The 17467-nt window shown below is 73.4% G+C and carries 17 protein-coding genes and 3 pseudogenes; 9 read left to right on the top strand and 11 right to left on the bottom strand.

The genetic code is table 11. From position 1 onward, the window contains the following. Positions 1-92: 92 nt before the first annotated feature. Entirely contained in the window at positions 93-758 is a 666-nt protein-coding gene (locus ACIP84_RS08630; protein WP_401796199.1) for a response regulator, read from the bottom strand. Further along, positions 755-2125: a sensor histidine kinase gene (locus ACIP84_RS08625; protein WP_401796196.1), complete on the bottom strand. Its 1371-nt coding sequence runs from the start codon at positions 2123-2125 to the stop codon at positions 755-757. Before ACIP84_RS08625 ends, ACIP84_RS08630 begins: the two co-directional genes overlap by 4 nt. Before the next feature lie 259 nt (positions 2126-2384). On the opposite strand from ACIP84_RS08625, the pseudogene ACIP84_RS08620 reads away from it, so the two are divergent. The 4 genes and pseudogenes from ACIP84_RS08620 to ACIP84_RS08605 form a co-directional block, all read left to right on the top strand. Then, positions 2385-2534: pseudogene (locus tag ACIP84_RS08620) on the top strand (aquaporin family protein); the annotation flags it as partial. 121 nt (positions 2535-2655) lie between these two features. Beyond that, positions 2656-3144 (top strand): hypothetical protein, encoded by a 489-nt coding sequence (locus ACIP84_RS08615; RefSeq protein WP_401796193.1) that lies wholly within the window; start codon positions 2656-2658, stop codon positions 3142-3144. A 15-nt stretch (positions 3145-3159) separates the two neighbouring features. Further along, positions 3160-3246, top strand: a pseudogene (locus tag ACIP84_RS08610) (phosphotyrosine protein phosphatase); the annotation flags it as partial. A gap of 3 nt (positions 3247-3249) precedes the next feature. Further along, positions 3250-3396 (top strand): annotated as a pseudogene (locus tag ACIP84_RS08605) (N-acetyltransferase); the annotation flags it as partial. A 20-nt stretch (positions 3397-3416) separates the two neighbouring features. Here the strand turns inward: ACIP84_RS08605 and ACIP84_RS08600 are convergent. After that, the gene (locus ACIP84_RS08600; RefSeq protein ID WP_355959235.1) at positions 3417-4112 is read right to left on the bottom strand and encodes a TetR/AcrR family transcriptional regulator; all 696 of its coding nucleotides are present in this window, start codon (positions 4110-4112) and stop codon (positions 3417-3419) included. 187 nt (positions 4113-4299) lie between these two features. Between ACIP84_RS08600 and ACIP84_RS08595 the strand changes: the two genes are divergently transcribed. Beyond that, a complete protein-coding gene (locus ACIP84_RS08595) occupies positions 4300-4794 on the top strand; it encodes a nitroreductase family deazaflavin-dependent oxidoreductase (RefSeq protein WP_401796189.1) in 495 nt (164 codons plus the stop codon). 88 nt (positions 4795-4882) lie between these two features. Here ACIP84_RS08595 and ACIP84_RS08590 read toward each other — a convergent pair whose 3' ends face one another. Beyond that, positions 4883-6490 carry a geranylgeranyl reductase family protein gene (locus ACIP84_RS08590; protein ID WP_401797086.1) on the bottom strand — a complete coding sequence of 536 codons (1608 nt, stop codon included), beginning with the start codon at positions 6488-6490 and terminating at the stop codon, positions 4883-4885. A gap of 246 nt (positions 6491-6736) precedes the next feature. On the opposite strand from ACIP84_RS08590, the gene ACIP84_RS08585 reads away from it, so the two are divergent. Both ACIP84_RS08585 and ACIP84_RS08580 read left to right on the top strand, forming a co-directional pair. Continuing rightward, entirely contained in the window at positions 6737-8101 is a 1365-nt protein-coding gene (locus ACIP84_RS08585) for a dipeptidase (protein ID WP_401796186.1), read from the top strand. A gap of 85 nt (positions 8102-8186) precedes the next feature. Then, positions 8187-8888, top strand: coding sequence for an MBL fold metallo-hydrolase (locus ACIP84_RS08580; protein ID WP_401796183.1), 702 nt, complete (start codon positions 8187-8189; stop codon positions 8886-8888). 69 nt (positions 8889-8957) lie between these two features. Here ACIP84_RS08580 and ACIP84_RS08575 read toward each other — a convergent pair whose 3' ends face one another. Further along, a complete protein-coding gene (locus ACIP84_RS08575) occupies positions 8958-9992 on the bottom strand; it encodes an NUDIX domain-containing protein (RefSeq protein ID WP_355959241.1) in 1035 nt (344 codons plus the stop codon). 156 nt (positions 9993-10148) lie between these two features. On the opposite strand from ACIP84_RS08575, the gene ACIP84_RS08570 reads away from it, so the two are divergent. Further along, on the top strand, positions 10149-10331 hold the full coding sequence (locus ACIP84_RS08570) for a hypothetical protein (RefSeq protein ID WP_327160675.1): 183 nt from the start codon (positions 10149-10151) through the stop codon (positions 10329-10331). Between the two features lie 170 nt (positions 10332-10501). On the opposite strand, the gene ACIP84_RS08565 is transcribed toward ACIP84_RS08570, so the two are convergent. Next, entirely contained in the window at positions 10502-11449 is a 948-nt protein-coding gene (locus tag ACIP84_RS08565) for an ROK family protein (protein WP_401796179.1), read from the bottom strand. A 191-nt stretch (positions 11450-11640) separates the two neighbouring features. Here ACIP84_RS08565 and ACIP84_RS08560 point away from each other — a divergent pair, with 191 nt between their 5' ends. Next, on the top strand, positions 11641-12675 hold the full coding sequence (locus ACIP84_RS08560) for a LacI family DNA-binding transcriptional regulator (RefSeq protein ID WP_355959245.1): 1035 nt from the start codon (positions 11641-11643) through the stop codon (positions 12673-12675). 105 nt (positions 12676-12780) lie between these two features. Here the strand turns inward: ACIP84_RS08560 and ACIP84_RS08555 are convergent, their stop codons facing one another. The 5 genes from ACIP84_RS08555 to ACIP84_RS08535 all read right to left on the bottom strand — a co-directional run bounded on the left by ACIP84_RS08555 (position 12781) and on the right by ACIP84_RS08535 (position 17331). After that, a complete protein-coding gene (locus tag ACIP84_RS08555; RefSeq protein WP_401796175.1) occupies positions 12781-14070 on the bottom strand; it encodes a DUF6986 family protein in 1290 nt (429 codons plus the stop codon). Positions 14071-14241: 171 nt separating this feature from the next. Beyond that, entirely contained in the window at positions 14242-15204 is a 963-nt protein-coding gene (locus ACIP84_RS08550) for an electron transfer flavoprotein subunit alpha/FixB family protein (protein ID WP_401796172.1), read from the bottom strand. An 87-nt stretch (positions 15205-15291) separates the two neighbouring features. Then, a complete protein-coding gene (locus ACIP84_RS08545; protein WP_355959249.1) occupies positions 15292-16077 on the bottom strand; it encodes an electron transfer flavoprotein subunit beta/FixA family protein in 786 nt (261 codons plus the stop codon). Positions 16078-16276: 199 nt separating this feature from the next. Beyond that, positions 16277-16807: a flavin reductase family protein gene (locus tag ACIP84_RS08540; protein WP_209493566.1), complete on the bottom strand. Its 531-nt coding sequence runs from the start codon at positions 16805-16807 to the stop codon at positions 16277-16279. Between the two features lie 197 nt (positions 16808-17004). Further along, positions 17005-17331, bottom strand: a complete 327-nt coding sequence (locus ACIP84_RS08535) for a TlpA family protein disulfide reductase (protein ID WP_401796168.1) — start codon at positions 17329-17331, stop codon at positions 17005-17007. Between the last annotated feature and the right edge of the window lie 136 nt (positions 17332-17467).

Below are 17467 nucleotides of genomic sequence, written 5' to 3'. Positions count from 1 at the left end.
TCTCGCCGGGCATGTGCCGCCCGGCGAGATCCGCGTCCGCCGGTCCCGGTCCGGTCGGCCGGCCGGCCGCGGGCCCCGGCCTCCGTCGGGGCTCAGCCGAGCCAGCCGGGCCGTACGAGGCCCGACTCGTAGGCCAGGACCACGAGTTGGGCCCGGTCCCGGGCGCCGAGTTTCACCATGGCGCGGCTGACGTGGGTCTTGGCGGTGAGCGGGCTGACGACCAGCCTGCGGGCGATCTCCTCGTTCGACAGGCCGATGCCCACCAGGGCCATCACCTCCCGCTCCCGCTCGGTCAGGGCGCCGAGGGCCGCCGTCGCCCCCGGGGCCTTGGAGCGGGCCGCGAACTCCTCGATCAGGCGGCGGGTCACGCCCGGGGACAGCAGGGCGTCCCCGTGGACGACGGCGCGGACGGCCCGCAGCAGTTCCTCCGGCTCGGTGTCCTTGACCAGGAAGCCGGAGGCGCCCGCGCGGATCGCCTCGAAGACGTACTCGTCGAGTTCGAAGGTGGTCAGCATGACGACCCGGACCTCGGCGAGGTCAGGGTCGTCCGTGATGCGGCGGGTGGCCTCGAGACCGTCGAGCCGCGGCATCCGGATGTCCATGAGGACCACGTCGGGGCGCAGGGCGCGCACCCGCTCCACGGCCTCGTCGCCGTCGGAGGTCTCCCCCGCGACCTCGATGTCCGGCTGGGCGTCGAGCAGCGCGCGGAACCCCGCCCGGACCAGCGACTGGTCGTCGGCGAGCAGCACTCGGATCACGGGGTCTCCTGCGGTGACGGGGGCTCTTCCTGGTGGAACGGGAGTACGGCGTGGACGCGGAAGCCGCCGTCCTGGCGGGCGCCCGCCTCGATGGTGCCACCGAGGGCCGCGGCCCGCTCCCGCATGCCGGCGAGTCCGTTGCCGCTGCCCCCCGCCTCGGTGCCGGTGGCCGGGCCGTCGTCGTCGACCGTCAGGTCCAGGTGCCCGGAGCCGTACCCGATGCGTACCCGGGCCGTACGCGAACCGGAGTGGCGCACCACGTTGGTGAGCGCCTCCTGCACGATCCGGAAGGCGGCGAGGTCGGCGCCGGGCGGCAGGCCGGTACGCGGTCCGGTCGTCGCGACGGTGACGGTGAGGCCCGCTGCGGCGGCCTGCTCGACGAGTTCCGGGAGCCGGTCGAGTCCGGGGGCGGGCGCGCGGGGCGCGTCGCCGCGGGTGCGCAGGGTGTCGAGGACCTGGCGCACCTCGCCGAGCGCCTCCTTGCTGGCCGCCTTGATGGTGGTCAGCGCGGTGCGGGCCTGCTCGGGGTCGGAGTCCAGGAGGGCGAGGCCGACCCCGGCCTGCACGTTGATGACGGAGATCGAGTGGGCGAGCACGTCGTGGAGTTCCCGGGCGATACGGAGCCGCTCCTCGTCGGCGCGCCGCTGCTCGGCGGCGGCCCGGTCCGCCCGCAGCTGCGCCCGCTGCTCACGCCGTACGCGGACCGTCTCGGAGGCGGCCAGCACGGCGACGGCGAACGCGGCCGCGGGCAGCTCCTGCCCCCAGGGCGCGGGGCCGTCGCCCGCCGGGGGCAGCCAGCGGTAGAGCCAGTGCGAGAGCAGCAGATGGCCCGCCCAGAGCAGGCCGAGGGCCCAGGCGGCGGCGGTCCGGTGCCCGTGCACGACCGCCGCGAAGCAGGCGACGGCGACCATGACGAACACCGGGCCGTACGGGTAACCGGCCACGAGATAGCCGAGGGTGACGGCTGCGACGCCGAACACCACCGGCACCGGCCACCGGTGACGGAACAGCAGGGGCGCGGCTCCGAGAAGGAGCAGGGCGCGTCCGAGCGCGTCGAGCGCCTCCCGGTCGGGCTGGTTCCTCGCGGCGAACCCGGTCCCGGCCATGACGACCACGGCGATCAGGAGCGTGGACCGCCAGGGCAGGCCGCCGCCGCTGTCCCCGCGCTGCCACCGGCCTCCCTCGCGGGCGGGCGCCCGGCCCGGCTGCCCGTACGTCCCGGGTTCGCTCGCACCGGGTTCGCTGGACCGGTGGTCAGGCGACCGGTGCGCGCGTGCCCGCCGCTCCCCCGGCACGCGCGCCGACCCCGCGTCACCGCGCCCGCGCCCTGGTCCGCGCTCGTGTCCGCGCCTCCGCTCCTGATCCATGTCCGCCACGCTAACCGTGCGGGACCCGTGGAATCGTCAGCCCGACGGGGTGGTCACCCGTACTCCCGGCGGAGTAGACGCCGTCCCGTCCGCACCGGGGCGGCCGCGGGTCAGCACGTGGTGCAGACGCAGCCGTCGTCCGGTGCGCCGACGGCCTCGGCGGGGGGGGCGTCGGCCTCGGCGGGGGGCGTCGACCTTGACGACGTAGACCTCCCAGGGCTCCTTGCGCGGGCCCTGGACACTCGGGCGGCGCACGGCAGTGGAGTTCGTCGGTACGGGTGCGCTGGTCGCGGTCGTCGTCGGCTCCGGCATCCAGGCCACCCGGCTCAGCCGGGACGTGGGCGTCCAGCTCGTGGCCGAGTCGACGGAGACCGTGTTCGGCCTGGGCGTGCTCATCACCCTGCTCGGTCCCGTCTCGGGCGCCTACTTCCATCCGGTCGTCACCGTGGCGGCCTGGGCCGTCGGCCGTCGATCCCACGACGGGGCCGGGGCCGGGGGGCCGGGCCGGGGCCGGGACCGGGGAGGGCGGGGTGAACGGCGGGCCGCACGCGCGCGAGGACGCCGTCTACGTGGCCGCGCAGACCGCCGGCGCGCTCTGCGGCGCGGTCCTCGCGGACGCGATGTTCGCCGAACCACTCGTCCGATGGTCCGGCCACGAGCGATACGCCCCGCACCTGTGGCTGGGCGAGGCCGTCGCCACCGCCGGTCTGATCGTGCTGGTCCTCGGCCTGCCCAGGGTCCGCCGCGCGCATCCGGCCCCGGTCGCCGCCGCGTCCTCCATCGGCTCCGCCTACTGGCTCACCTCATCGACCGGCTTCGCCAACCCGGCCGTCACCGTGGGCCGCGCCCTCACCGACACCTTCGCCGGGATCGCCCCGGGCTCCGTGCCGATGTTCGTCGTGGCGCAGGTCGGCGGGCTCATGGCAGGACTCGCCCTGTTCGGCATGCTCCTCGGCATGCGCCTCGGGCGGCCCGCCGTCGTCAGCCCTGCACCCGCCGTACCCCCTTCGCCCCCGTGAAAGAAGTGCCCGCCCGTGAGCGCCGCCCCGATCCCCTCCGTGCTGTTCGTCTGCGTACACAACGCCGGGCGGTCCCGGATGGCCGCCGCGTTCCTCAGCCACCCCTTCGAGACGGCCGCCCCCGGCTGGGAGGCGTTCGACAGCGCGCGGGCGCCCGAGCACCGGCTCGTCGCCCTCGGCGAGGACGGTCGGGTGCTCGGCTGGGCCGCCGTCTCACCGGTCTCCGACCGCTGCGCGTACGCGGGCGTGGTCGGGGGGCGGGTCGAGCCCTCTCAGCCGCGCGGCAGCAGGCCCACGTCCTGGCCGAGGCGGCGGGCCGCCGACGCGAAGAAGGCGTCGCGGTCCTCGACGATGTTGTGGAAGTGGCCGAACACCTCGAAGGAGATCAGCCCGAAGAGCTGCGACCAGGCGGCCACGAGCGCGACCGCGAGGGCCGGCGGAAGGTCCGGGGCGATGTCGGCCGCCAGCCGGGCGGCCTCGGGACGGAGCCCTTCCGGGAGCGCGGGCAGCGCGACGCCCTCGCCGGTGTGGGCGCTGCGCGCGGTCTCGATGAGGACGAGGCCGACGCGGGAGGCGGGGACGATCGTGTCCTGGGGCGCGCTGTAGCCGGGGACGGGGGAACCGTAGATCAGTGCGTACTCGTGCGGGTGGGCGACGGCCCAGGCACGGACGGCCCGGCAGACGGCGGTCCACCGGTCGAGGGGGCGCTGCCCCGCCGTCTCGGCGACGGCCTTCTCCGCCGCGGCGCCGATCGCGTCGTACGCGTCGACGATCAGTGCGGTGAGCAGGTCGTCGCGGCTCGGGAAGTAGCGGTAGAGCGCGGAGGAGACCATGCCCAGTTCGCGGGCGACCGCACGCAGGGACAGCTTGGCGGCGCCCTCGGCGGCGAGCTGGGTGCGGGCCTCGTCCTTGATGGCGGCGGTGATCTCGATACGGGCGCGGGCGCGGGCTCCTCGAACGGTCGTCATGGAGAGCAGTGTGCCACTTTCAGAGCGGCGATACGAAACGAGAGCGGTGCTCTTGATTGTGAGCGGCGATTCCTGCACACTCGAATCAAGCGAGAGCAGTGCTCACACTTCGGCTCTCACCACCGCTGCCGCTACCGGGACCGGGAGCGCAACCGCTCGGCACCGCTCGATCCTCCAGGAGGACCCCATGTCCGCACGGCCCACCGGCTCCGACCCCGCCGCCCACGTCATGAAGCCCGGCTGGTTCACCGTGAACGTCTTCAACCGCACCGTCGCCTGGGCGACCCGCCGCGGCATCAGTGTCTGGGGCTCCCGCGTGCTCGCCGTCCGCGGCCGCAAGAGCGGTGAATGGCGCCGAACCCCCGTCAACCTCCTCACGGTGGACGGGGTCCGCTACCTCGTGGCCCCCCGCGGCCACGTCCAGTGGACCCACAACATGCGGGCCGCCGGCGGCGGGCAGCTGATCCTCGGCAAGCACGTGCAGGACTTCACCGTCGTCGAGGTCGCCGACGACGACAAGCCCGCGCTGCTGCGCGCCTACCTCAAGCGCTGGAAGGCCGAGGTCGGCGTCTTCTTCGGCGGCGTCGGCCCCGACTCCTCCGACGAGGAGCTGCGCGCCATCGCGCCGAAGCACCCCGTCTTCCGCGTCACGCCGACGGGCCCCACCACTCCCGCCGCGTGAAACCGGCCGGAGCGGCGGAGCCCGTCCGCTGCACTCGCTTCGCAAACGTCACATACGCCTGGTGCGCCTGGTGCGCCGATCCCAGGCGTCAGAGGACTTCCGGAGCCTCGGGAGCCTCCGGCTTCGCGGACACCTCGGCCTCCGAGCCGGCCTTCGAGCCGGTCTGCGCCTCGGCCTCCACCCCGGCCTGCACCTCCGTGCCCGCGTCCGCCTTCGCGTCCGTGCCCGCCTTCGCGTCCGTGTCCGCCTCGGCCTCGGGTGCCGACCGCTCGCCCTTGCCGACGCCCCGGCCCGCCGGGCCGACGCCCGACGAGGTGTCCATGCGCTTGTCGAGGATCTCCAAGGCCCGCCGAGCCATGCCGTTCGAGCGGACCATGCCGCCGAGCGTCGCCGAACCCCGGGTGATGTCGGCGAACGCGTTCCAGGCGGGACGCAGCCCCGTCAGCGTCGCGTGCAGCAGCCCCGGCCGCCGCTCGAAGACGGCGAGCATCCGCCGCCCGACGGCCATCTCGACCCCGAGCCCGGCCTTGATGGCGAAGGCGTAGTTCAGGGCCTGCCGCCGTGCGTCGACCGCGTCGGCGGCCTCGGCGACCCGTACCGCCCACTCGCCGGCGAGCCGGCCCGAGCGGAGCGCGTACGAGATGCCCTCACGCGTCCACGGCTCCAGGAGCCCCGCCGCGTCACCGCAGACGAGGACCCGGCCGCGGGAGAGCGGCGAGTCGTCGGTGCGGCAGCGCGTCAGATGACCGGAGGAGATCGTGGGCTCGAAACCGGACAGGCCGAGCCGGGCGACGAAGTCCTCCATGTAGCGCTTGGTGGCGGCGCCCTCGCCGCGCGCCGAGATGACGCCGACCGTCAGAGTGTCGCCCTTGGGGAAGACCCACCCGTAACTGCCGGGCATCGGGCCCCAGTCGATGAGGACGCGGCCCTTCCAGTCCTCCGCCACGGACGGCGGTACGGGGATCTCCGCCTCCAGGCCCAGGTCGACCTGGCCGAGCTTCACCCCGACGTGCGCGCCTATCCGGCTGGCACTGCCGTCGGCGCCGACGACCGCGCGCGCGAGCACGGTCTCGCCGTCGGCGAGGACCACGGCGACGGTCCGCCGGTCCGGCACCGCCGGGCCGTGCTGTTCCACGCGGGTCACCGTGACCCCGGTCCGCAGCTCGGCGCCGGCCTTCTGGGCGTGCTCGACGAGCTGGGCGTCGAACTCCGGGCGGTTGATGAGCCCGAAGAGCATCTTCCGCGAACGGCGGGTACGGGCGAAACGGCCGTCCAGGGAGAAGGTGACGGCGTGCACCCGGTCCTGGAGGGGCAGTTCGAAGCCGGGCGGCAGACAGTCGCGGGAGGGGCCGATGATGCCGCCGCCGCAGGTCTTGTAGCGAGGCAGTTCGGACTTCTCCAGGAGCAGCACCCGTCGCCCGGCCACGGCCGCCGCGTAGGCCGCGGACGCGCCGCCGGGCCCGGCGCCGACGACCACGACGTCCCAGATCTCGGTGTTCTCGCCGTCCGCGGCGTCGACACCGTCCGCGCCGTCCGGCGCGGTCACGGCGTCGGCGTCCACGACGTCCGAGGCCTCCTCCGCGGGCGCCCCGTCGTGCGGTACGTGCGGTACGTGGGACGCCTCGGCGTCCGTGACCTCAGCCGTGACCTCGTGCGTGATCTCGTCCGGCGCCGCGTCCGGCGCCGCGTCCGACATCCCGTCCGTGATGCCCTCAGGAGCCGCGCCTTCGGGCGCGGTGTTCTCCGGACCGGCGTTCTCCGCTTGCTCGCTGCTCACGATGTGCTTCTGCTCCTGATCCGACCGGGGGTCTGCTCCTGACGCATCCTACGGCGCGGTAGCCAGAGGCCCGCGCCGTAGGATCGGCGGTGCGTTCGCCGTACCACGACATACGCCGAACGCCGTCCTTACGTCGTAAACGTCGCACCCATCAGGAGCGTGCCCATGACCTCGAATCCGATCGCCGAGACCGTCCGGTCCCTGATGCCCCGTGCCAAGGCCGAGCTCACGGAGCTGGTGGCCTTCGAGTCGGTGGCGGACGAGGCCGTGGCGCCCCGCAGCGAGTGCGAGGGCGCCGCGAACTGGGTCGCGGACGCGCTGCGCGCCGAGGACTTCCAGGACGTGGCACTGCTCGACACCCCGGACGGCTCGCAGGCCGTGTACGGCATCCTGCCCGGCCCGGCCGGCGCGCCGACCGTCCTTCTCTACGCGCACTACGACGTGCAGCCGAAGCTGGACGAGTCCGCCTGGCTCACCCCGCCGTTCGAGCTGACCGAGCGGAACGGGCGCTGGTACGGGCGTGGCGCGGCCGACTGCAAGGGCGGCTTCATCCTGCACCTGCTCGCGCTGCGCGCCCTCAAGGCCAACGGCGGCATTCCGGTGACGGTCAAGGTGATCGTCGAGGGTTCGGAGGAGCAGGGCACCGGCGGTCTGGAGCGGTACGCGGAGCAGCACCCCGAACTGCTCGTCTCCGACGCGATCGTGATCGGTGACGCGGGCAACTTCCGGGTGGGACTGCCGACCGTGACCGCGACCCTGCGCGGCATGACGATGATCCGGGTGGGGATCGACACCCTGGAGGGCAATCTGCACTCCGGTCAGTTCGGGGGCGCGGCGCCGGACGCGCTGGCCGCACTGATCCGCGTACTGGACTCGCTGCGGGGCCCGGACGGTTCGACCGTCATCGAGGGGCTGCCGGGCGACCAGGTGTGGGAGGGGCTGCAGTACCCGGAGGAGGACTTCCGCCAGGACGCCAAGGTCCTCACGGGCGTGGCCCTGCCGGGGGCCGGTACGGTCGCCGACCGGATCTGGGCGCGTCCCGCCGTCACCGTCATCGGCATCGACTGCCACCCGGTGGCCGGGGCGACCCCGTCGATCCCGTCGTCGGCCCGCGCCCAGCTCAGCCTGCGGGTGCCGCCGGGCCTCGACTCTGCCGAGGTGACGAAGCTGCTCTTCGCGCACATCGAGAAGCACACGCCGTGGAACGCCCGGGTCTCCCTCGAACAGGTCGGTCAGGGGCAGCCGTTCCAGGCGGACACGTCGAGCCCGGCGTACGCGTCGATGGCCGAGGCGATGCGGATCGCGTACCCCGGCCAGGAGATGCAGACGGCGGGCATGGGCGGCTCGATCCCGCTGTGCAACACGCTGGCCTCGCTGTACCCGGAGTCGGAGATCCTGCTGATCGGCCTGAGCGAGCCGGAGGCGCAGATCCACGCGCCCAACGAGTCCGTCTCGCCTGACGAGCTGGAGCGGCTTTGCGTGGCCGAGGCGCACTTCCTGCTCAACTACGCGCGGCAGAAGCAGAACTGACGAGCGGCCACGTTCAGCGCTCGGCGAAGCTCGCCGCGAGCGTAGAAGTATACGGCGGACCTGCGGAGATGCGTAGGTTCGCCGTATGGCATCCATCGAGCTCACCAGGATCACCCCGCGTCTGCACCTCCTCGACTACTCCATCGGCCAGGCCTATCTCTGGCAGGACGAGGAGGAGCTGACCCTGATCGACGCCGGCTGGGCCGGCATGGCGGACCGGACGGCCGCGGCGATACGGTCCGCCGGTCTCGACCCGGACCGGTTGCGCCGGATCGTGCTGACCCACTGCCACCGGGACCACGTGGGCTCGGCGCAGGAGCTCGCGGACCGGCACGGGGCCGAGATCCTGGCGCACGGGCTCGACGCGCCGGTGATCCGGGGCGAGGCGCCGGTGCCGGAGCCGCACCTCCTGGACTGGGAGATCCCGATCTTCGAGCACGGCCTGACCGCGCCGGAGGCGCCGCCGACCCGGGTCGACCGGGAGGTCGGGGACGGTGAGGTGCTCGGGTTCGGCGGCGGCGCGGTGGTGGTGCACGCCCCCGGCCACACGCCCGGTTCGATCGCCGTCCATCTCCCGCGCCACGGTGTGCTGTTCGCCGGGGACACGGTGGCGTCGGTGCCGGACGTGATGTTCGGCGTGTTCCATGTCGACCGTGCTCGCGCGCTGGACTCGATGCGGGTGCTCGCGGAGCTGGAGCCGTCGGTGCTGTGCTGCGGTCACGGCGCTCCGGTGACCTCGGACACGGCGGCGCGACTGACCGCGGCGGCGGCGACGGCGGAGGCTTGAGCGCGGCTCCACGACCGGGAGGTACGACCGGCGGCCGGTGGCCCGCCGGCGGGACTCCGGCCGTGGCCGTCAGCCCACCGGATCCCCGGCCTCCAGGTTGAGCACCGTGCCGCGCTCGCGGGCGCGCAGGGCCCAGCGGAGGCGGCGGTAGCGGACGGGGGGCAGGAGGTCGGCTGCCTCCTCCTCGGTGACGAAGCGCCAGTCGCGGAGCTCGGCGCCGGGGAGGTGGAGGCGTTCGGTGTCGGCGGGGCCGAGCGTGCCGCCGTCGAAGAGGAGGCGGAGTCCGCCGTAGCCGGGCGGCTCGGGGCGTTCCCAGTCGACGAGCAGGAGGCGGGGTACGGAGTCGAGTTCGAGGCCTATCTCCTCGGCCACCTCGCGCAGTCCGGCGCGGGCGGGGGGTTCGCCGGCCTCGACGACCCCGCCGGGGAACTCCCAGCCCGGCTTGTAGGTGGGGTCGACCAGGAGGAAACGATCCCGCTCGTCGAAGAGCAGGACTCCGGCGGCGACGGTCTCGCCGGTCGGCTCGGGGGTCTGGACGATGCCGCAGGGGGCGGCGCGGCCGGCCCGCACCGCGTCGGCGACGGACCGGGCGGCCTCGGCCGCGGTGAGCGCCGAGGTGTCGACCACGTAGGCGTCGTCGGCGAGCCAGTCGAGCGCGGCCCGGTACGGCGCGAGATGGCCGTGACACCACTCCCGGACGCGGGCGTCGACGTCGGGGTCGGCGTACTCGGACCTGCCGTCGATCCGTTGCCGCAGGATCGTTTCCTCCGGGGCGAGGAGCACATGGCGGACGTCGATGCGGCGGGCGGCGAGCCCGCCGAAGATCTCGTCCCGGTACTCCTGGCGCAGCAGGGTCATGGGCACGACCAGGACCCCGCCGAGCTCGGCGAGCAGGGCGGCGGCGGTGTCGACCACCAGGCGCCGCCAGATCGGCAGGTCCTGGTAGTCCTCGACCTCGGCGAGCCGCTTGGCCGGCAGCAGGCCCCGCAGGCCCCCGCCGGTGACCTCGGGGTCGTACAGCGTGCTGTTCGGGATCAGATCGACCAGCTCGCGCGCGGTGCTGGACTTCCCCGCGCCGAACGCACCGTTGACCCAGACGATCACGATTCCCCCTCTTCGACAGCCCCCTGTGGATTGCCCCCAACACCCTGCCACGAAAACCACGAACACATGTCCTGGCATATGCGTCCGCCTGGGCATGAGCGTGACACTTCCGCGCGGGGGTCGTTGAGAACGGCAAGCACGAGGGGGTGCGGAGAGATGAGTCGTAGGGTTCTCGAACGTTTTCCGGCCGGCGGCCCGCGGGGCAGCTGGCCGGCGGAGGAGTTCGCCGGGGCGCGCAGGGACGAGGGGGTGCCGGCCCGGGTCGTCATGGACCTGGAGTCCGACGCCTTCCTGGTGATCGTCGAACAGCGCACGGCGGAGCGGGTACGGGAGGAGTGAGCCGGGAGTCCGACCCGCCGGGCGCGGGCCTCAGGCCACCGAAACCCGGAGGTCCGACCCGCCGAACCGGGGCCTCAGGCCACCGGAGCCGCGGCGGCCGGGCCGGGACCTCACGGCCGGGCCGAACCGGGGCCTCAGACCACCGGAGCCGCGGCGGCCGGGCCGGGGCCTCAGACCGCCGCGGCCGCGGCGGCGCCCAGGAGGCCCGCGTCGGTGCCCGTGAGGGCCGGGACGACCGTCAGGTTCCGGAGGAAGTCGAGCGTGGCGTACGTCGCGAGGCCGCGGCGCAGCGGGGCGAAGAGGACCTCTCCGGCGCCCGCCACCCCGCCGCCGACGACCGCGATGTCGATCTCGACGAGGGTCGCCGTCGCGGCGATGCCCGCCGCGAGGGCCTGGGCCGCCCGCTCGAACGAGGCGACGGCGACCGGGTCCCCCGCGCGCGCCGAGGCGGCCACGGCGGCCGCGGAGGCGTCGCCGTCGGGCCCCGGGCGCCAGCCGTTCTCCAGGGCGCGGCGGGCGATGTGCGGGCCGCTGGCGATGCGTTCGACGCAGCCGCGTCCGCCGCAGGCGCAGGGATCTCCGTCCATGTCCACCACCATGTGGCCGATGTGACCGGCGTTGCCCGTGGGGCCGGGGTGGAGCCTGCCACCGAGGACGAGGCCGCCTCCGACTCCTGTGGAGACCACGAGGCAGAGGGCGTTGTCGTGGCCGCGCGCCGCGCCGAGCCAGTGTTCGGCGGCCGTCATGGCGACGCCGTCGCCGACCAGGGTGACGGGGCGTCCGCCCGTCGCCTTGTGGACCCGTTCGACGAGCGGGAAGTCGCGCCAGCCGGGCACGTTGACCGGGCTCACGGTCCCCCGGTGCGCGTCGACCGGGCCCGCGCTGCCGATGCCGACGGCCCCGGCGGCCTCCCACAGCGGCGAGCGAGCGAGCTCGGCGAGCACCTCCTCGACCGCGCCCATCACCGTCTCGCCGTCCTCACGCGCGGGCGTGGGCGACTGGGAGCGGACGCGGATGCGTCCCTCGTGGTCGACCAGGGCCCCGGCGATCTTGGTGCCCCCGATGTCGAGGGCGATGACGAGTCCGTCGAGGGGTCCCGTGGCGGAATCGGTCTGCATGGGTGCGGGGTCTCCAGTCGGCGGCGGGCGGAACGTTGTCTATGGTGTCCCGCTCCGTACAGTCTCCCCTCACATGACAACGTTGTCCAGGTTCTATGATTCGGCCAGGGAGTCGATCAGACACCGCTGTACGACCGGCCGTACCACTCTTCGGCCGGACGCCCCGACCTTCGACGGAGGAACCGCGCACCGTGGCCGACATCGCCCGCCGCACCGAGCACCGCTACGGCAACCGGCCCACGATGAAGGACGTCGCCGCGCGCGCGGGCGTCGGCCTGAAGACGGTGTCCCGGGTCGTGAACGGCGAGCCGGGGGTCACCCCGGACACCGAGCGACGGGTCCAGGAGGCCATCGAGGTGCTCGGCTTCCGCCGCAACGACAGCGCCCGGGTCCTGCGCAAGGGCAGGACGGCGACGGTCGGCCTCGTGCTCGAGGATCTCGCCGACCCGTTCTACGGGCCGCTCAGCCGGGCGATCGAGGAGGTCGCGCGGGCGCACGGGGCGCTGCTCATCAACGGTTCCAGCGCCGAGGACCCGGCCCGGGAGCAGGAGCTGGCGCTCGCCCTCTGCGCGCGCCGGGTCGACGGTCTGATCGTCATCCCCGCCGGTGACGACCACCGGTATCTGGAACCGGAGATCAGGGCGGGTGTCGCCACCGTCTTCGTCGACCGCCCCGCGGGGCTGATCGACGCCGACGCCGTGCTGTCCGACAGCTTCGGCGGGGCGCGCGACGGCGTGGCCCATCTGATCGCCCACGGGCACCGCCGGATCGGCTTCATCGGCGACCGGCCCCGCATCCACACCGCGTCCGAGCGGCTGCGCGGCTACCGCGCGGCGATGGAGGACGCGGGCCTGCCGGTCGACGGCTCCCGGGTCTCGCTCGGCTCGACGGAGCCGGAGCGGGTGGGGACGGCCGTACGGGAGATGCTGGACGCGCCGGAACCCGTGACGGCGCTGTTCGCGGGGAACAACCGGGTGATGGTCACCGTGGTCCGGGCCCTCGCGGGGCACCCGAGGCCGGTGGCCCTGGTCGGCTTCGACGACATGGAACTGGCGGACCTGCTCGGCATCACGGTCATCGCCCAGGACGCGGCCGCGCTCGGCCGGACGGCGGCGGAGCGTCTGTTCCGGCGTCTCGACGGGGTCGACGACGTTCCGGAGCGCGTGGTGCTCGGCACCACGCTGCTGGCCCGCGGTTCGGGCGAGATCCCGCCTTCGGCCGTCTGAGCGGCGTACGCCGAGGCCGCGGCCGTCCGCTGTCGGGGCAGGAGCCGCCAGGACGAGGCCGTCGGGGCCGCCGCCTCCGCGGTCGACCCCGAGCGGGTGGTCCCGCTACTCGGCGGAGGCCGTCAGGTCGCCGCGGCGCGGGGCCGCGAAGCGGTCGAGGGCCACGCGGTTCATGCCCGTGAGCGCGTCGACCTCGGCGGTGTCGAGGGCGCCGCAGTCGATACCGCGGAGCAGATAGGAGCTGAGGGCCTTGGCGGTCGCCGGCTCGTCCATCACGTCGCCGCCCGCGTGGTTGGCGTACGCGGAGAGGCGCTTGGCGGCGGCCTCGAAGCCCTCGCGGTAGAAGGCGAAGACGGCGGCGTACCGGGTGGGGATGTGGCCCGGGTGCATGTCCCAGCCCTGGTAGTACGCGCGGGCGAGCGCACGGCGGGTGAGGCCGTAGTGGAGGCGCCAGGCCTCGTGGACGTGCTCGGTGGAGCCGACCGGAAGGACGTTGGTGGAGCCGTCGGAGACCCGTACGCCCGTGCCGGCCGCGGCGACCTGCATGATCGCCTTGGCGTGGTCGGCGGCCGGGTGGTCGCTGGCCTGGTAGGCGGCGGAGACGCCGAGGCAGGCGCTGTAGTCGAAGGTGCCGTAGTGCAGTCCGGTGGCGCGGCCCTCGGCGGCGCCGATCATGCGGGCGACGGCGGCGGTGCCGTCGGTGGCGAGGATGGACTGGCTGGTCTCGATCTGGATCTCGAAGCCGAGGCGGCCGGCGTCGAGGCCGTGCGCCTTCTCGAAGGCCTCCAGGAGGCGGACGAAGGCGGAGACCTGCTCGGGGTAGGTGACCTTGGGGAGGGTGAGGACGAGCCCGTCGGGCAGGCCGCCGTTCTCCAGGAGGCCGGTGAGGAAGACGTCGGTGGTGCGGATGCCCCGGTCGCGTACCGCGGACTCCATGCACTTCATGCGGATGCCCATGTACGGGGCGGCCGTCCCGTTCGCGTACGCCTCCGAGATCAGCCGGGCGGCGCGGGCGGCGTCCTGGTCCTCGTCGGCGCCGGCGTAGCCGTCCTCGAAGTCGACCCGGAGGTCCTCGATGGGCTCGCGCTCCAGCTTGGCGCGGACGCGGCTGTACACGTCCTCGGCGAGGTCGTCGGAGAGGCCGAGGACGGCGGCGAAGGAGGCGGCGTCGGGGGCGTGCTCGTCGAGGGCGGAGAGGGCCTGGTCGCCCCAGGAGCGGATGGTGCCGGCCTCGAAGGCGTTGCCGGGGACGTAGACGGTGTGGACGGGCTGGCGGGTGCCGGGGTCTCCCGGGTAGCGGCGGTCCAGCTCGGCGTCCACCGCTGCGAGGGAGGCGCTGATGCCCTCGCTGACCGCGCCCGCGAGGCTCGTCGACACCTTCTCCTGCTGACCCATCCCACATCCTCCTATTTTCCGCTTCACGGAATCAACAATCCGTATAGCGAAGTTAGTAGTCTGTCGGGACCCGCGTCAATGGTTGTCCGAAACGGCCGGGGGCCGCGCGGTGATCATCACCACGCGGCCCCCGGACCGTACAGAAGCGCAGGTCACGCCCGCGCCGTGAGATCAGCCCTTGCGGGAATGGACCTCTTCGGTCAGCTGCGGGACGACATCGAAGAGGTCGCCCACGACGCCGTAGTCGACCAGGTCGAAGATCGGCGCCTCGGCGTCCTTGTTGATCGCGACGATCGTCTTCGAGGTCTGCATGCCCGCGCGGTGCTGGATCGCGCCGGAGATGCCGGAGGCGATGTACAGCTGCGGCGAGACCGACTTGCCGGTCTGGCCGACCTGGTTGGAGTGCGGGTACCAGCCGGCGTCGACGGCGGCACGCGAGGCGCCGACGGCGGCACCGAGCGAGTCGGCGAGCGCCTCGATGATGCCGAAGTTCTCGGCACCGTTGACGCCGCGGCCACCGGAGACCACGATTGCGGCCTCGGTGAGCTCCGGGCGGCCGGTCGACTCGCGCGGCGTGCGGGCGGTCACCTTGGTGCCGGTGGCCAGCGCGCCGAAGGAGACCGCGAGGGCCTCGACGGCGCCGGCGGCCGGGGCGGCCTCGACCGGGGCCGAGTTCGGCTTGACGGTGATGACCGGGGTGCCCTTGGAGACACGGGACTTGGTGGTGAAGGAGGCGGCGAACGCGGCCTGCGTCGCGACCGGGCCCTCGTCACCGGCCTCCAGGTCCACGGCGTCCGTGATGATGCCGGAGCCGATGCGGACCGCGAGGCGGGCCGCGATCTCCTTGCCCTCGGCGGAGGAGGGGACGAGCACGGCGGCCGGGGACACAGCCTCGTACGCCGCCTGGAGCGCGTCGACCTTCGGGACGACCAGGTACTCGGTGAACTCGGGGGCGTCGGCCGTGAGGACCTTCACCGCGCCGTGCTCGGCGAGGACGGCCGCGGTGTCGGCGGCGCCGTTGCCCAGCGCGACGGCGACCGGGTCGCCGATGCGGCGGGCGAGGGTCAGCAGCTCCAGGGTGGGCTTGCGGACGGCTCCGTCGACGTGGTCGACGTAGACGAGAATCTCAGCCATGGGACTTCAATCTCCTGCGAACGAAAAAGGGGCGGTCTGAGCGGTGCGCGCGAGCCTGGACGGACTTCCGGCTCACGGAACGGCCGCTTAGATGAACTTCTGGCTCGCGAGGAACTCGGCGAGCTGCTTGCCGCCCTCGCCCTCGTCCTTGACGATCGTGCCGGCGGTGCGCGCCGGACGCTCGGCGGCGGAGTCGACCGCGGTCCAGGCACCGGCGAGGCCGACCTCGTCCGCGTCGATGTCCAGGTCGTCCAGCTCCAGGGACTCCACCGGCTTCTTCTTGGCGGCCATGATGCCCTTGAAGGACGGGTAGCGCGCCTCGCCGGACTGGTCGGTCACGGAGACGACGGCCGGCAGGGAGGCCTCGAGCTGCTCGGAGGCGCTGTCGCCGTCACGGCGGCCCTTGACGACGCCGTCCTCGATGGAGACCTCGGAGAGCAGCGTGACCTGCGGGACGCCCAGGCGCTCGGCGAGGATCGCCGGGAGGACACCCATGGTGCCGTCGGTGGAGGCCATACCGGCGATGACGACGTCGTAGCCGGTCTTCTCGATCGCCTTGGCGAGCACCAGCGAGGTACCCATGACGTCGGTGCCGTGCAGGTCGTCGTCCTCGACGTGGACGGCCTTGTCGGCGCCCATGGAGAGCGCCTTGCGGAGCGCGTCCTTGGCGTCCTCGGGGCCGACCGTCAGCACGGTGACCTCGGCGTCGTCCGCCTCTTCGGCGATCTGCAGTGCCTGCTCGACGGCGTACTCGTCGAGCTCCGACAGCAGGCCGTCGACGTCGTCGCGGTCGACCGTGAGGTCGTCCGCGAACTTGCGGTCTCCGGTCGCGTCGGGCACGTACTTCACACAGACAACGATCCTCAAGCTCACGCCGGCTCTCCTACTGCATCGTCATAACTGGGCTGCCTTGTTGCTCGCAGCATAGGCGCCTGAAGGGCGGGTTTCCGGTCGGGGCACCGGACGCCCCGACCGAAATATTACTCGCCAGTACACCCAGTCCGTTACCAGTAAGCAAGCGCTCAGCGATGTGATCTGCCCAACGCGCGGAGAGCGGCGCGCACGGGAACCCTCAGTCGCGCAGCGCGTTGAAGCGGCCGTGGTGGTAGAGGAGCGGCCGGCCCGCTCCGTCCGGGTCCCCGGCGACGGCCTGCGCGATCACGATCCGGTGGTCCCCGGCGGGCACCCGGGCGACCACACGGCAGACCAGCCACGCGAGCACGCCGTCGAGTACGGGCACGCCCTCGGGCCCCACGCTCCAACGGGTCCCCTCGCCGAAGCGGTCGGCCCCGCTGCGGGCGAAGGTGGCCGCGAGTTCCTGCTGGTGTTCGCCGAGTATGTGGACGCCGATGTGCTCGGCCTCGGCGAGCACGGGCCAGCTGGAGGACGTCGTGCCCACTCCGAAGGAGATGAGCGGGGGTTCGGCGGCGACAGAGTTCAGCGAGGTCGCGGTGAAGCCGACGGGGCGCTCCCCGTGCGCGGTGACGACCGCGACACCGGCCGCGTGCCGGCGGAAGACGGAGCGGAGCAGATCGGGGGAGGCCTGGCGGGGCGCGCCGATGGTGGGAACGGTGCCGGGGCGGAGGTCGGGCGTGACCGTCATGGAGTTGTCCTTCTGCGAGTGCGGCATGAGAGAGGTCCGGGGGTGGTCAGACACCCGGACAGCGCGCGCTCGCGTTGCGGGCCAGGTCCACGTGGGTCCGGCCGTAGAGAAGGAGTTCTTGGGGCACCCCGTCAGAGTGGCGATCGTTGCGGCGTGCAGTCAAGTGCGTACCGGGATGTGGGAGAAGTGTCACCGCGTCAGACCGCCCGCCCCAGGGCGGCGATGACGTCCACCCTGCGGGGCTGTCCCGCGGCCCGGCGGACGACGCGGCCCGTCCGGTCGAGGACGAGGACGGTGGGGGTCCTGGCGATGCCGAGGGCGCGTACGAGATCGAGCCGTTCCTCGGCGTCGATCTCCACGTGCCCGACGCCCGGGACCATCGCGGCGACCTCGGCGAGGGTGCGCCGGGTGGCCCGGCAGGGCTGACAGAAGGCGGTGGAGAACTGGACGAGGGTCGCGCGCTCCCCCAGCGGCACGCCGAGCTCCTCGGGTCCCAGCGTGTCGGTTCCGGGTGTCTCGGTCACCCCTGCCCCCTTCTCTGTCACCCTTGTCTCCTTCCCCGTCGGCCGTCTCATCCGGTGCAGCGTCGCACGGGAGGGTTGGATTCCCGCCACGACCACCGCGAGTGACGAGAATCTCCCAGCACGAAGCCGCCTGGAC

Origin of the sequence: Streptomyces sp. NPDC088707, from assembly GCF_044752725.1 — a bacterium.
Taxonomy (GTDB): domain Bacteria; phylum Actinomycetota; class Actinomycetes; order Streptomycetales; family Streptomycetaceae; genus Streptomyces.
This window is presented reverse-complemented; position numbering and strand designations above follow the sequence as displayed.

What these genes read in the sequence shown, in the direction of transcription:
- ACIP84_RS08550 (WP_401796172.1), bottom strand. Translation starts at nt 15,204, where the DNA reads ATGGCTGAGATTCTCGTCTACGTCGACCACGTCGACGGAGCCGTCCGC.
- ACIP84_RS08585 (WP_401796186.1), top strand. Translation starts at nt 6,737, where the DNA reads ATGACCTCGAATCCGATCGCCGAGACCGTCCGGTCCCTGATGCCCCGT.
- ACIP84_RS08555 (WP_401796175.1), bottom strand. Translation starts at nt 14,070, where the DNA reads ATGGGTCAGCAGGAGAAGGTGTCGACGAGCCTCGCGGGCGCGGTCAGC.
- ACIP84_RS08625 (WP_401796196.1), bottom strand. Translation starts at nt 2,125, where the DNA reads ATGGATCAGGAGCGGAGGCGCGGACACGAGCGCGGACCAGGGCGCGGG.
- ACIP84_RS08590 (WP_401797086.1), bottom strand. Translation starts at nt 6,490, where the DNA reads ATGTCGGACGCGGCGCCGGACGCGGCGCCGGACGAGATCACGCACGAG.
- ACIP84_RS08600 (WP_355959235.1), bottom strand. Translation starts at nt 4,112, where the DNA reads ATGACGACCGTTCGAGGAGCCCGCGCCCGCGCCCGTATCGAGATCACC.
- ACIP84_RS08580 (WP_401796183.1), top strand. Translation starts at nt 8,187, where the DNA reads ATGGCATCCATCGAGCTCACCAGGATCACCCCGCGTCTGCACCTCCTC.
- ACIP84_RS08540 (WP_209493566.1), bottom strand. Translation starts at nt 16,807, where the DNA reads ATGACGGTCACGCCCGACCTCCGCCCCGGCACCGTTCCCACCATCGGC.
- ACIP84_RS08565 (WP_401796179.1), bottom strand. Translation starts at nt 11,449, where the DNA reads ATGCAGACCGATTCCGCCACGGGACCCCTCGACGGACTCGTCATCGCC.
- ACIP84_RS08570 (WP_327160675.1), top strand. Translation starts at nt 10,149, where the DNA reads ATGAGTCGTAGGGTTCTCGAACGTTTTCCGGCCGGCGGCCCGCGGGGC.
- ACIP84_RS08595 (WP_401796189.1), top strand. Translation starts at nt 4,300, where the DNA reads ATGTCCGCACGGCCCACCGGCTCCGACCCCGCCGCCCACGTCATGAAG.